General features: G+C 58.7%; 12 protein-coding genes. 4 read left to right on the forward strand and 8 right to left on the reverse strand.

The genetic code is table 11. The features are described from left to right. Positions 1–5: 5 nt before the first annotated feature. From pdxA to apaH, 4 genes are read left to right on the forward strand one after another with little or no spacing between them, the layout of a single operon-like run. Complete coding sequence (pdxA, locus tag LGM20_RS21605; RefSeq protein WP_023291951.1) at positions 6–995, forward strand: 4-hydroxythreonine-4-phosphate dehydrogenase PdxA; 990 nt, start codon at positions 6–8, stop codon at positions 993–995. Beyond that, on the forward strand, positions 992–1,813 hold the full coding sequence (gene rsmA, locus LGM20_RS21610) for a 16S rRNA (adenine(1518)-N(6)/adenine(1519)-N(6))-dimethyltransferase RsmA (RefSeq protein WP_044520987.1): 822 nt from the start codon (positions 992–994) through the stop codon (positions 1,811–1,813). Before pdxA ends, rsmA begins: the two co-directional genes overlap by 4 nt. A gap of 2 nt (positions 1,814–1,815) precedes the next feature. After that, positions 1,816–2,193 carry a Co2+/Mg2+ efflux protein ApaG gene (gene apaG, locus LGM20_RS21615; protein ID WP_004204274.1) on the forward strand — a complete coding sequence of 126 codons (378 nt, stop codon included), beginning with the start codon at positions 1,816–1,818 and terminating at the stop codon, positions 2,191–2,193. 4 nt (positions 2,194–2,197) lie between these two features. Then, on the forward strand, positions 2,198–3,046 hold the full coding sequence (gene apaH / locus LGM20_RS21620) for a bis(5'-nucleosyl)-tetraphosphatase (symmetrical) ApaH (protein ID WP_044520985.1): 849 nt from the start codon (positions 2,198–2,200) through the stop codon (positions 3,044–3,046). A 279-nt stretch (positions 3,047–3,325) separates the two neighbouring features. On the opposite strand, the gene folA is transcribed toward apaH, so the two are convergent. From folA to citG, 8 genes are all read right to left on the reverse strand, one after another. Beyond that, complete coding sequence (gene folA, locus LGM20_RS21625; protein ID WP_004204271.1) at positions 3,326–3,805, reverse strand: type 3 dihydrofolate reductase; 480 nt, start codon at positions 3,803–3,805, stop codon at positions 3,326–3,328. Positions 3,806–3,978: 173 nt separating this feature from the next. Next, on the reverse strand, positions 3,979–5,844 hold the full coding sequence (gene kefC, locus LGM20_RS21630) for a glutathione-regulated potassium-efflux system protein KefC (protein WP_023291948.1): 1,866 nt from the start codon (positions 5,842–5,844) through the stop codon (positions 3,979–3,981). Next, positions 5,837–6,370: a glutathione-regulated potassium-efflux system oxidoreductase KefF gene (gene kefF, locus LGM20_RS21635; RefSeq protein ID WP_004204269.1), complete on the reverse strand. Its 534-nt coding sequence runs from the start codon at positions 6,368–6,370 to the stop codon at positions 5,837–5,839. Before kefF ends, kefC begins: the two co-directional genes overlap by 8 nt. Positions 6,371–6,501: 131 nt before the next feature. Continuing rightward, on the reverse strand, positions 6,502–6,735 hold the full coding sequence (locus LGM20_RS21640; RefSeq protein WP_002888059.1) for a YgdI/YgdR family lipoprotein: 234 nt from the start codon (positions 6,733–6,735) through the stop codon (positions 6,502–6,504). Between the two features lie 169 nt (positions 6,736–6,904). Then, positions 6,905–10,129, reverse strand: coding sequence for a carbamoyl-phosphate synthase large subunit (gene carB / locus LGM20_RS21645; RefSeq protein ID WP_004204267.1), 3,225 nt, complete (start codon positions 10,127–10,129; stop codon positions 6,905–6,907). Between the two features lie 17 nt (positions 10,130–10,146). Further along, entirely contained in the window at positions 10,147–11,295 is a 1,149-nt protein-coding gene (gene carA, locus LGM20_RS21650) for a glutamine-hydrolyzing carbamoyl-phosphate synthase small subunit (protein WP_023291945.1), read from the reverse strand. A 457-nt stretch (positions 11,296–11,752) separates the two neighbouring features. Then, entirely contained in the window at positions 11,753–12,574 is an 822-nt protein-coding gene (gene dapB / locus LGM20_RS21655; protein ID WP_023291944.1) for a 4-hydroxy-tetrahydrodipicolinate reductase, read from the reverse strand. 226 nt (positions 12,575–12,800) lie between these two features. Further along, positions 12,801–13,709, reverse strand: a complete 909-nt coding sequence (gene citG, locus LGM20_RS21660; RefSeq protein WP_044520984.1) for a triphosphoribosyl-dephospho-CoA synthase CitG — start codon at positions 13,707–13,709, stop codon at positions 12,801–12,803. Positions 13,710–13,711: the final 2 nt, after the last annotated feature.

The raw sequence follows: 13,711 nt of genomic DNA on the forward strand, positions 1-13,711 counted from the left end.
TATCGATGCCTGAAACCCGTAAAGTTGTTATCACTCCCGGCGAACCCGCCGGGATTGGCCCTGACCTGGTCGTGCAGCTTGCCCAGCGCGACTGGCCAGTTGAGCTGGTGATCTGCGCCGACGGCGCCCTGTTAACTGACCGAGCCCAGAGGCTCGGTCTTCCTTTATCTCTCCTGCCATATGATGCTGCGCAACCGCCCGTTCCGCAGCGTGCCGGTACGCTGACGCTGCTTAACGTACCGCTGAGCGTCCCGGCCGAGCCCGGCGTGCTGAACGTACAAAACGGCGCCTACGTAGTCGAGACGCTGGCGCGCGCCTGCGACGGCTGCCTGAGCGGCGAATTTGCGGCGTTAGTGACCGGCCCGGTGCACAAAGGCAACATCAACGACGCCGGCATCGCCTTCACCGGTCATACCGAGTTCTTCGAAGAGCGCGCGCAGGCCAGCAAAGTGGTGATGATGCTGGCGACCGAGGAGCTGCGGGTGGCGCTGGTGACGACCCATCTGCCGTTGAAAGCCATCAGCGAGGCGATAACGCCAGACCTGCTGCGCGAGATCATCACGATTCTCGATCACGACCTGCGCACGAAATTTGGCATTGCCCAGCCGCATGTGCTGGTTTGCGGGCTTAACCCGCACGCTGGCGAAGGCGGTCATATGGGAACGGAAGAGATAGACACCATCATTCCGGTGCTGGAAGAGATGCGCGCGAAGGGGATGCACCTCAGCGGTCCGCTGCCGGCTGACACCCTTTTTCAGCCCAAATACCTTGACCATGCCGATGCGGTACTCGCGATGTACCACGATCAGGGCCTGCCCGTGCTAAAATACCAGGGCTTTGGCCGCGGCGTGAACATTACGCTCGGTTTACCTTTTATTCGTACCTCCGTCGACCACGGCACCGCGCTGGAATTAGCGGGCCAGGGAACAGCGGACGTCGGCAGTTTTATCACGGCGCTTAATCTCGCCATCAAAATGATTGTTAATACCCAATGAATAATCGAGTCCATCAGGGCCATTTAGCCCGTAAACGCTTCGGGCAGAACTTCCTCAACGATCAGTTTGTGATCGACAGCATCGTCTCGGCGATTAATCCGCAGAAAGGCCAGGCGATGGTTGAAATAGGCCCCGGTCTCGCCGCGCTGACCGAGCCGGTCGGTGAACGCCTTGACCAGCTGACCGTTATCGAGCTGGACCGCGATCTGGCGGCCCGCCTGCATACGCATCCGTTCCTCGGGCCGAAGCTGACCATCTATCAGCAGGATGCGATGACCATGAACTTCGGCGAACTGGCGGAGAAAATGGGTCAGCCGCTGCGCGTCTTCGGCAACCTGCCGTACAATATTTCGACCCCGCTGATGTTCCATCTGTTCAGCTATACTGATGCCATTGCCGATATGCACTTTATGCTGCAGAAGGAAGTAGTGAATCGTCTGGTTGCCGGACCGAACAGTAAGGCGTATGGTCGGTTAAGCGTGATGGCGCAATATTATTGCCAGGTGATCCCGGTACTCGAAGTGCCGCCGAGCGCGTTTACCCCGCCGCCTAAGGTCGATTCCGCGGTGGTCCGCCTGGTGCCGCACAGCACGATGCCATATCCGGTCAAAGAGATCCGGGTGCTGAGCCGCATCACCACCGAAGCGTTCAACCAGCGCCGCAAGACCATCCGCAACAGTCTCGGCAATCTGTTCAGCGTGGACGTGCTGACCGAGCTGGGCATCGACCCGGCCATGCGTGCAGAAAATATTTCCGTGGCGCAGTACTGCCAGATGGCCAACTGGCTGTCTGACAATCTGCCATCGAAGGAGAGCTAACCATGATCAATTCGCCTCGTGTTTGCGTTCAGGTGCAAAGCGTCTATATCGAATCGCAGTCTTCTCCGGAAGAAGAGCGCTACGTCTTCGCTTATACCGTCACCATTCGCAATCTGGGGCGGAGTCAGGTTCAGCTGCTTGGCCGCTACTGGCTCATCACTAACGGCCACGGTCGTGAGACTGAAGTTCAGGGTGAAGGGGTGGTCGGCGAGCAACCGCATATTCCCGCCGGCGGTGAATATCAATATACCAGCGGCGCGGTCATTGAAACGCCGCTGGGAACCATGCAGGGTCATTATGAGATGATCGATATCGACGGCGCGCCGTTCCGTATCGAGATCCCTGTTTTCCGTCTCGCAGTTCCAACGCTCATTCATTAAAACAATGTCAACATACCTTATTGGCGACGTTCATGGTTGCTACGATGAACTGATCGCATTATTAGCGCAGGTTGAATTCGACCCGGCGATCGATACACTGTGGCTGACCGGCGATCTGGTGGCCCGTGGCCCGGGGTCGCTGGAGGTTCTGCGCTATGTCAAATCTCTGGGCGACAGCGTGCGACTGGTGCTGGGCAATCATGATTTACACCTGCTGGCGGTCTTCGCCGGCATCAGCCGCAACAAGCCGAAGGATCGTCTGAAATCACTGCTGGAAGCGCCGGATGCCGATGAGCTGCTCAACTGGCTGCGTCGTCAGCCGCTGCTCCAGGTGGACGAAGAGAAAAAGCTGGTGATGGCCCACGCCGGCATCACCCCGCAGTGGGATCTGGAGACTGCCCAGCAGTGCGCGCGCGATGTAGAAGCGGTGCTCTCCAGCGACTCCTACCCTTTCTTCCTCGATGCCATGTACGGCGACATGCCGAATCACTGGAGCAACGAGCTGAGCGGCCTGGCGCGCCTGCGCTTTATCTCTAACGCCTTCACCCGCATGCGCTACTGCTTCCCGAACGGCCAGCTGGATATGTACTCGAAAGAAGCGCCCGAGGACGCCCCGGCGCCGCTGAAGCCGTGGTTTGCCATTCCGGGACCGGTCAGCAGTGCCTACAGCATTGCCTTTGGCCACTGGGCGTCGCTGGAGGGACGCGGTACGCCGGAGGGCATTTACGCGCTGGATACCGGCTGCTGCTGGGGGGGGGAACTCACCTGCCTGTGCTGGGAGGATAAGCAGTACTTTACCCAGCCGTCGAACCGGCAGAAAAGCCTCGACGAAGGCGAAGCCGTCGCGTCCTGAAGAAACAGGCGCCGGCCCCCCAGGCCCGCGCAAGCGCAGCGCCGCCGGACAAGAACTGCGGGCGCGGAGCCTCGTTTGTGTCGGGTGGCGGCTAACGCCTTACCCGACCTACGTACGTGCCATTTGTCACCCCGGGCAGCGCTCCGGAAAAACGCACCCCGCGACGGGAAACCTGGCGTAGAAAAAATAGTGGCAGCGGCATCCGCGCTGAATTCACGCCAAAGAAAACCCCGGTCACGCCAGACGCGACCGGGGTTTTTTCATTGCTATCCTTCCCGCTTAACGGCGTTCGAGGATCTCAAAGCAGTAGCTGTGGGAGTTCTGCGCGTCGGCGTCATGAAACTCGCTGAACACCGATTCCCACTGGTCCGGATCGTAATCCGGGAAATGAGTATCGCCTTCCACTTCCGCATCGATATGGGTCAGATAGAGCTTCTGCGCCTTCGGCAGGAACTGCTCATAAACCCGACCGCCGCCGATCACCATGATCTCTTCCACATCGCCGCAGGCGGCAATCGCTTCGTCAACGGAGGAGACCCACTGCACGCGATCGTCGCTGCCTGGCTTGCTGCTGATCACGATATTTTTACGCCCCGGCAACGGGCGCCCAATGGATTCCCAGGTCAGACGCCCCATCACTACTGGCTTATTTAATGTGTTGCGTTTGAACCAGGCGAGATCGGCAGGCAGGTTCCATGGCATGGCGTTTTCCATACCAATGACGCGATCTACCGCTAACGCCGCAATCAGACTGATCATTCATTCATTCCTGAGTACAAAAAATTGTCGCCACTATACGGAAAGCGTACAACTTCGTCGACTGGCCGGAGGGTAAAGAATAAGAAAATTTTCTGATTTGCTGGCAAGCCCACGTTCGTGCCGTGGGCCGCCAGAACAGGATCCAAACGAAAACAAAATGTTACTGATTAACGTCAGGCGGAGGGCTTATTTTCCGGCTCATCGGCGATATCGCCGGTGTGCCTGCCCTCTTCCGTCCCCTGCCAGCCGTGACGCTGCACCAGCGACAGATGATGACGATCTTCGTTGATGATGCCGGTCAGCATATCGCTGGTCCGCTTGAAGACCGCCACCCGCGACGCCGCGTCGTTTTCCGCCATCGCCACCATCTCTTCGACCATCTGCAGGTTGAAGCGACGGAACAGATCGGCCCGCTCGCGCGCTTCATACGCGCCGAGCCCCAGCGCCTCCAGCGTCATCCGGCCGGATTTCAGCGCCGCCTCGAAGGTTTCACGCTCCGGGGCTTCGACGCCAGCCTGACGCAGTTGGATATAGTGATCGACATCGCGGGCGCGGGAGATAATCTGCAGATGCGGAAAATGCTCTTTTACCCTCGCCACCAGCTCCAGGCTGACGTGCGGATCGTCAATGGCATTGATCAACACCTCCGCCTTTTCGGCGCCAGCCGACTCCAGCAGATCGACCCGGGTGGCATCGCCGTAGAAGACCTTCATATCAAATTTGCGCAGGGTATCGACATGGTCCGGGTCGTGATCGAGGATCACCATCTTCACCCCGCTGGAGAGCAGCAGTCGCCCGGCGATCTGTCCGAAGCGGCCAAAGCCGGCGACAATCACCCGCGGCTGCTCTTCATCAATCTCGTCCGCATCCCGCGCCTGGCCGCTGGAGGATTTCTCCAGACGGGTCAGCAGCACCAGCAGAATGGGGGTTGCCGCCATCGACAGCGCCACCGCCAGGGTCAGCGCCTTTGCCCATTCGCCGTCCAGCACCTCCGCCATCCGCGCGGCGCCAAAGACCACAAACGCGAACTCACTCCCCTGCCCCAGCAGCACCGCAAACCAGCGGCGCTGGGCGCGAGGCACGCCAAGCGGTCTGGCGATAAGCCACAGCATCAGCATTTTTATCGCCAGGAAACCCACCAGCAAAATCACAATACGCAGCGGGTGGGTAACCAGGGTGCCGAAATCAATCGACATCCCGACGCCGATAAAGAACAGCCCCAGCAGCAGGCCCTTAAACGGCTCAATATCGCTCTCCAGCGCATGGCGATACTCGGAGCTGGCCAGCAGCACCCCGGCGAGAAACGCCCCCATCGCCATCGACAGCCCCACCTCCTCCAGCAACAGCCCAAAGCCGAAGACCAGGAACAGGGCCACGGCGCTGAACACTTCGCGCAGACCGGAACGGGCGACAAAGCGCAGCAGCGGACGGGTCAGATAGCGCCCCAGAACCACCACCAGCGCCAGCGCCGCGGCCACCTTCAGCGCGGAGAGGGCAAAAGCCATCAGCGAAGTGGCGCCGCCGCTGGCCGCCAGCAGCGGGATCATCGCCACCAGCGGGATCGCCGCGATATCCTGGAACAGCAGCACCGCGAAGGCGCTGCGCCCCATCTGCGACATCGTCAAATTGCGCTCATTCATCGCCTGCATGGCGATAGCGGTTGAGGAGAGCGCCAGGGTCATACCGATCAGCTCGGCCACCTGCCAGCGCAGGCCCAGCAGCATGCAAAAGAGGCCGATCAATACCCCACAGGCCACCATCTGCAGCGCGCCGCCGCCAAACACCGAAGCGCGCAGCTTCCACAGACGCTGCGGATCCAGCTCCAGACCAATGACGAACAGCATCAGCACCACGCCAATCTCGGCAAAGTGCAGAATCGCCTCGGCGTCGGTCACCAGCCGCAGCCCCCACGGCCCGATAATACAGCCGGCGATGAGATAGCCCAGCACCGACCCAAGCCCAAGGCGGACGGCGATGGGCACAATCAGCGCCGCGGCGCCCAGGTAAATCAGCGCCTGTATCAGCGTATGGCTATCCATTCTGATGTGCCTCCTGCCAGTCGATTAAGCGTTGACGATAATGGCGGGCCTGCGCCTGCAGCGTTTCGTCATCGCAGATAAAGGTGCAGTGCATGGCGAACGGCGGCAGCCATTTCATCCCGCAGTAGAGCGCCGTGGCCTGCAGCGGCTGCGCCAGCACCGGGAAACCGGGAAACGAACCGATATCAAAGTGGCTTTCACCGCCGCCGGTGGTCACCGCCCACATCAGCGATTTACCGCGCAGCGCAATACCGTTATGGCCATAGGCCCAGCCGTGCGACAGCACTTTGTCCATCCACAGCTTCAGCAGCGGCGGCACGCTATACCACTGCATCGGGTGCTGCCAGATAACCAGATCGGCACGGGCGAGCGCCGCCTGCTCGGCGGCGACATCGATATTAAAGTCGGGATAGAGTTGATAGAGGGAGCGTATCTCTACGCCTTCAAGCGTCCCTGCTTGTTCAAGCATTCGCTTATTCGCATGCGAATGCTGCGGATAAGGATGCGCATAAATTATCAGAATCATTGATTGGCCTGCGTTAGCTCTTGTCGTAATCAGCAAGAGTGTAGACAGTTAAGCGAACCGCTTACAATGATAACTGTGATTTATGTCGCGGTGGTGTACGTAACGCGCGCCTGAATGGCAAACGTCAGGCCTTAATTATCCAGCTCATCCATGGATTTCACCTGATCGCGGTTAATCTGCTCCACGCGTCCGGTTTCGGCATTTTTGTAGGAGACCAGACCGGTATCATCATCCACCTGCGGTTTACCGCTGGTGACAATGGTCTTGCCGTCGGTGGTTTTGATCGACTGATTCGATGAGCAACCGGCCACGAACATGATTGCCGTCGCTGCCAGCGCGGATGCCACCAGAATATTGTTCCGCATTGTATCCTCCTGTCTTTTCATCAATAGGTATCGTTATGGTGCTAACTATAGTTAGCCTGACCCGACAGGGGGTTAAAAGCAGAACTCTCTGAAGATGGCCGCAGCCCAAAAAAATGGGCTGACGATGTCGTCAGCCCAGGTTTGTTGCTATCCGGCCAGGCCGGAGCGCTTATTTGGTGATTTGCGCGTGCATTTCCTGAACCGAAATCACCTTGTCGGTGGCGTCAGCGTTCAGCGCCATCGCGGTGGCAAAGCCGCCGTTCAGGGTGGTGTCATAGTGCACTTTGTACTGCAGGGCGCTGCGGCGAATCAGCTTGGAGTCTTCAATCGCCTGACGACCTGCGGTGGTGTTGATGATGTAGGTGTATTCGCCATTCTTGATACGGTCCTGAATGTGCGGACGACCTTCATGCACCTTGTTCACCAGACGCGGGTTGATGCCGGCTTCGCCCAGCACAATCGCGGTACCGTGGGTTGCATCCAGCTCGAAACCAAACTTCAGCAGCTTCGCCGCCAGGTCGACCACGCGCTCTTTGTCGCCTTCGCGGACGGAGAGCAGCGCGCGCCCCTGTTTCTTCATGGTCGAGTTACTGCCCAGCTGCGCCTTGGCGAACGCTTCGGCAAAGGTGCGGCCGACGCCCATCACTTCCCCGGTGGAGCGCATTTCTGGCCCTAACAGCGGGTCAACGCCCGGGAATTTGTTGAACGGCAGAACCACCTCTTTCACCGAGTAGTACGGCGGGATGATCTCTTTGGTCACGCCCTGCTGCGCCAGCGTCTTACCGGCCATCACGCGCGCCGCCACTTTCGCCAGCGGTACGCCGGTGGCTTTGGAGACGAACGGCACGGTACGCGCCGCACGCGGGTTGACTTCAATCAGATAGACTTCGTTATCTTTCACCGCGAACTGGACGTTCATCAGACCGCGAACCTGCAGCTCGAAGGCCAGCTTCTGCACCTGCTCGCGCATCACATCCTGAATCTCTTTGCTCAGGGTGTAGGCTGGCAGGGAACAGGCGGAGTCGCCGGAGTGAACGCCTGCCTGCTCGATATGCTCCATGATGCCGCCAATCAGCACCATTTCACCATCGCAGATAGCATCAACATCCACTTCAATCGCGTCGTCGAGGAAGCGGTCCAGCAGCACCGGCGCGTCGTTGGAGACGCTGACCGCAGTCTGGAAGTAGCGGCGCAGATCCTGCTCGTCATAGACGATCTCCATCGCCCGGCCGCCCAGCACGTAAGACGGACGCACCACCAGCGGGTAGCCAATCTCTTTCGCTTTCTCTACCGCCTGTTCAATGGCGGTGACGGTGGCGTTCGCCGGCTGCTTCAGCTTCAGACGGTCAACCGCGTGCTGGAAGCGCTCACGGTCTTCCGCACGGTCGATAGCGTCCGGGCTGGTACCGATAACCGGTACGCCTGCGGCTTCCAGCGCGCGCGCCAGCTTCAGCGGCGTCTGGCCGCCGTACTGCACGATAACGCCTTTTGGCTTCTCGATGCGCACGATTTCCAGCACGTCTTCCAGGGTGACCGGCTCGAAGTACAGACGGTCGGAAGTGTCGTAGTCAGTAGAGACGGTTTCCGGGTTACAGTTGACCATGATGGTCTCGTAACCGTCTTCGCGCAGCGCCAGCGAGGCGTGTACGCAGCAGTAGTCGAATTCGATACCCTGACCGATACGGTTCGGGCCGCCGCCGAGGACCATGATTTTATCGCGGTCAACGGACGGGTTGGACTCGCACTCTTCTTCATAAGTGGAGTACATATAGGCGGTATCGGTGGCGAATTCCGCGGCGCAGGTGTCCACGCGCTTGTAGACCGGGTGCAGATCATACTGGTCGCGCAGTTTGCGGATTTCCGCTTCCCGCACGCCCGCCAGCTTCGCCAGACGCGCATCGGCAAAGCCTTTACGCTTCAGGGTGCGCAGGAAGTCAGCGTCGAGGCCGTTGATGCCCACTTCCGCCACTTTCTCTTCCAGACGGACCAGCTCTTCAATCTGCACCAGGAACCAGCGGTCGATGTTGGTCAGGTTGAAGACGCCGTCAACCGAGAGGCCCGCGCGGAACGCGTCGGCGATGTACCAGATACGCTCAGCGCCGGCGTCTTTCAGTTCGCGGCGGATTTTAGTCAGCGCTTCCGGATCGTCGAGGCTCACTTTCGGGTCGAAGCCAGTGGCGCCCACTTCCAGACCGCGCAGCGCTTTCTGCAAGGACTCCTGCTGGGTACGGCCAATCGCCATCACTTCGCCGACGGACTTCATCTGGGTGGTCAGACGGTCGTTGGCGCCGGCGAATTTTTCGAAGTTAAAGCGTGGGATTTTCGTGACCACGTAGTCGATGGACGGCTCGAAGGAAGCCGGGGTACGGCCGCCGGTGATGTCGTTCATCAGCTCGTCGAGGGTGTAACCTACCGCCAGCTTGGCGGCCACTTTAGCAATCGGGAAGCCGGTGGCTTTGGAGGCCAGCGCCGAGGAGCGGGAAACGCGCGGGTTCATTTCGATAACGATCAGGCGACCGTTTTTCGGGTTGACCGCGAACTGAACGTTAGAGCCGCCGGTTTCGACGCCGATTTCACGCAGCACCGCCATCGAGGCGTTACGCATGATTTGGTACTCTTTGTCGGTCAGGGTCTGCGCCGGCGCAACGGTGATGGAGTCACCGGTGTGGATCCCCATGGCGTCGAAGTTTTCGATAGAGCAGACGATGATGCAGTTGTCGTTCTTATCGCGCACCACTTCCATCTCATACTCTTTCCAGCCGATCAGCGATTCATCAATCAGCAGCTCGTTGGTGGGAGAGAGATCCAGGCCGCGGGTACAAATCTCTTCGAACTCTTCGCGGTTATAGGCGATGCCGCCGCCGGTGCCACCCATGGTGAACGACGGACGGATGATGCACGGATAGCCGACGTCAGCCGCTACCGCCAGCGCCTCTTCCATCGTGTGGGCGATACCGGAACGCGCGGTGTCGAGACCGATTTTTTTCATCGCGATATCGAAACGGCGACGGTCTTCGGCCTTGTCAATCGCATCGGCGGTGGCGCCAATCATGGTCACGCCGAATTCAGCCAGCACCCCCTGACGCTCCAGCTCCAGCGCGCAGTTCAGCGCCGTCTGGCCGCCCATGGTCGGCAGCACCGCGTCCGGGCGCTCTTTTTCGATGATTTTGCGCACCACTTCCCAGTGAATCGGCTCGATGTAGGTGGCATCGGCCATTTCCGGGTCGGTCATGATGGTCGCCGGGTTAGAGTTCACCAGGATAACGCGGTAGCCCTCTTCGCGCAGGGCTTTACAGGCCTGGGCGCCGGAGTAGTCAAACTCGCACGCCTGACCGATAACAATCGGGCCCGCGCCCAGAATCAGGATACTTTTTATGTCTGTACGTTTTGGCATGGCTCTTTTACTCCTGATTATTTCGCGGACTGACGGTATTGCTCAATTAACTCGATAAAGTGGTCGAACAGCGGCGCGGCATCGTGCGGCCCCGGGCTCGCTTCAGGGTGGCCCTGGAAGCTGAACGCCGGCTTGTCGGTGCGATGGATCCCCTGCAGGGTGCCGTCGAACAGCGACTTGTGGGTCACGCGCAGGTTGGCCGGCAGCGTCGCCTCATCCACGGCGAAACCGTGGTTCTGGGCGGTGATCATCACCACGTTATTATCAATATCTTTCACCGGGTGGTTGCCGCCGTGGTGGCCGAACTTCATTTTAATGGTCTTGGCGCCGCTCGCCAGCGCCAGCAGCTGATGGCCGAGGCAGATGCCGAACACCGGAATATCGGTCTCCAGGAATTTTTCAATCGCGTCGATAGCGTAATCACACGGCGCCGGGTCGCCAGGACCGTTGGAGAGGAAAATGCCGTCCGGATTGAGCGCCAGCACATCCGCCGCCGAAGTCTTCGCCGGCACCACCGTCAGGCGGCAGCCGCGGTCAACCAGCATGCGCAGGATGTTGCGTTTCGCGCCGAAGTCATACGCGACGACGTGGAACGGCAGCTCGCTTTCCGCTTTCGCTTCCGGCAGGTCGCCCGCCAGGGTCCAGCTGCCTTGCGTCCAGCTGTAGGTTTCTGCGGTGGTCACTTCTTTCGCCAGGTCCATGCCGTTCAGGCCAGGGAACGCTTTCGCTTTTTCCAGCGCCAGCTGGGCATCCGGACTGTCGCCCGCGATGATGCAGCCGTTCTGCGCCCCTTTCTCACGCAGCAGACGCGTCAGCTTGCGGGTATCGATATCGGCAATCGCCACAATGTTATGGCGCTTCAGATAGGAAGAGAGGTCTTCGGTACTGCGGAAGTTGCTGGCAATCAGCGGCAGGTCGCGAATAACCAGACCCTGAGCATGTACCTGAGAAGATTCTTCATCGGCGGCGTTGGTGCCGACATTACCAATATGAGGATAAGTAAGAGTGACGATTTGGCGGGAATAGGAAGGATCAGTGAGGATTTCTTGATAACCGGTCATTGAAGTATTGAAAACGACTTCCCCAACCGCCGTGCCGGTTGCCCCGATGGCCCGACCGTGAAACTGGGTTCCGTCTTCCAGAACCAATAGCGCTGACTTAATCAAAACATCCTCCAGAGAATATCCACTCACTTTATTTGCATATTAATTCATAAACACGATCTGAATCAATGCAAATCTGTTGCCCGCAGATTTTTGGCAAACGGCGGCATTCTGGAGAGATGTCGGATAAAAGTCAACTTAAAGCGGAGATTTTTAATGTCATTTTACGCCACTGGCGCATAACACGTGATTTTTACGCCAAAAAGATCAACAAACCTGGCTGAGAAAACGCTTGCGGACGGCGAAGAGTGTAAAACCTGGCGCTGAACGGCAAAAAAGTGGACCAAATGGTCAAAATTTACATTTCGTTCACTAAAAAACCGAACAACATCCAAACTTATAGCCTTCTCAGATGAACAACAAACAAAAATAGCTAAAAATAAAAAAGGGCAACAAAATATTGCCCCTTGCATCAATAACTTATTGATAGCAATAACCACATCACGATGGGTAATAATCGTTATAAACTATTCAGTTCCAGCACGTCTCGCATATCAAAGAGGCCATTTTTCTTGCCTTTCAGCCATAATGCAGAGCGAACCGCGCCATTAGCAAATGTCATCCGACTGGAGGCTTTATGGGTGATCTCAATACGTTCGCCAATATCAGCAAACATCGCTGTATGTTCACCGACGATATCCCCCGCGCGGACGGTCGCGAAGCCAATGGTGCCCGGGACGCGTTCGCCAGTGTGGCCTTCACGACTGTAGACTGCGCAGTCCTTGAGATCTTTGTTCAATGCCCCGGCGATCGCTTCGCCCATCGCCAGCGCGGTGCCTGAAGGCGCATCCACTTTATGCCGATGGTGCGCTTCGATAATTTCGATGTCGGTGTAGTCGCCCATCACCTTCGCCGCCTTCTCCAGCAGCTTTAACAGAACATTGACGCCGACGCTAAAGTTAGCGGCAAAGACAATGGCAATCTCCTGCGCGGCATCGCTAATCGCCTGCTTGCCAGCGTCGTCAAAACCGGTGGTGCCGATGACCATCCCTTTGCCGTGGTCGCGGCAAAACGCCAAATGGTTCAGCGTGCCTTCCGGGCGGGTAAAATCGATCAACACGTCGAAATCATCTTTTACCGCCGTCAGGCTGCTCTGCACCGTGACGCCCGCTTTGCCGGCGCCCGCCAGCTCGCCGGCGTCGCTGCCCACCAGGCTGGATCCTTCACGCTCCAGCGCCGCGCCCAGCGCCACTCCATCCATCTGCAGCGCAGCCTGAATTAACTGGCGTCCCATCCGGCCGCCCGCGCCGGCGATGGCCACGCGGATTTGTGCATCATGCATAGCTATTCTCTTTTGTTAACATTACGTAAATTGTTTTCAGAGTAACCAGCCCGTCAGCGGGCCGCTACTCAAAAACGCCGATAATTAGAAATTTATGACAAACGGCGGACGATATCAGTAAAAACTATATGATTGTGCCGCAATTCCTCGTTTACGCAGTGAGAACCAGGATGCGAATGATGATGCCCCGCCCGCACGGTGCGGGCGAGGGCGATGTTGCAGAGGGTTACAGCGGGAAAAGCGCGCCGGCGGGAAACGCGGATAAAAACCAGGTCACCGCCAGCAGATCGGCGCTACCGCCGGGGCTAAGATGGCGGGCAATCAGATCGTCATCAAACTGGCGCAACGCCTCCAGCCCACCGTCAGCCAGCACGCCGCCCTGCCACAGCAGCCGCTGCGCCTCCTGCTGGACATAGTTCAATCCGGCCAGCCCACCGCGTGACACCAGATTGGTGTCATCATTCCATGCCATCAGATGCAGCAGGGTTTGCAGTAGCGCCAGATTGCTGTCGCCGGTCTCCTCCATCATGCGGTTAAAGACCGGTAATGCCTGGGTGCGCACAGTCAGGAATCCGCTCTCCGCCTCGCCGCGGGCGCCGGAGAAGCCGTAACGCAGAAAATGCATCTCGCCTTTGCTCAGCCGTTCCCCACTGGCGGAGGACAATTCCTGCATAACCATGCCGCGACAGAAGCGCGCCACCTGGTCGCAAAGCCGGTGCTGCTCTATCGGCTCGCCTTTCGAGACCAGCCTGCCCGCTGCCGCGCTGAGCAGGCCAAAAGCGAAGATCGCCCCACGATGGGTATTCACTCCGCCGGTGGCCTCCAGCATATCGTTCTCGCAGGCCATTCCCACCGGACGCAGCATCATCAACACCTGCTCCGGCGCGACCGCCGCGGTATCGTGGCCCATGATAAAAAACTTCTCCATCCACGGCGCCACCACCGCGGTACTGGCCTCAAACGAGGCCAGATCCATATCCCGGTGCGCGCCAGCGTTACGAATATCCACCAGCCCGGGCTTAGGGGTCAGGCGAACTTCGGTCAACAGCGCGCGCTCTACCGCGCTGACCACCTCTTCGGCGCTCAGTGGTTTTCCGCGTAGCACACGCGGAGGTTGAATTAACACGTCGCTCATAG

The organism is Klebsiella quasipneumoniae subsp. quasipneumoniae, assembly GCF_020525925.1.
Lineage (GTDB): Bacteria > Pseudomonadota > Gammaproteobacteria > Enterobacterales > Enterobacteriaceae > Klebsiella > Klebsiella quasipneumoniae.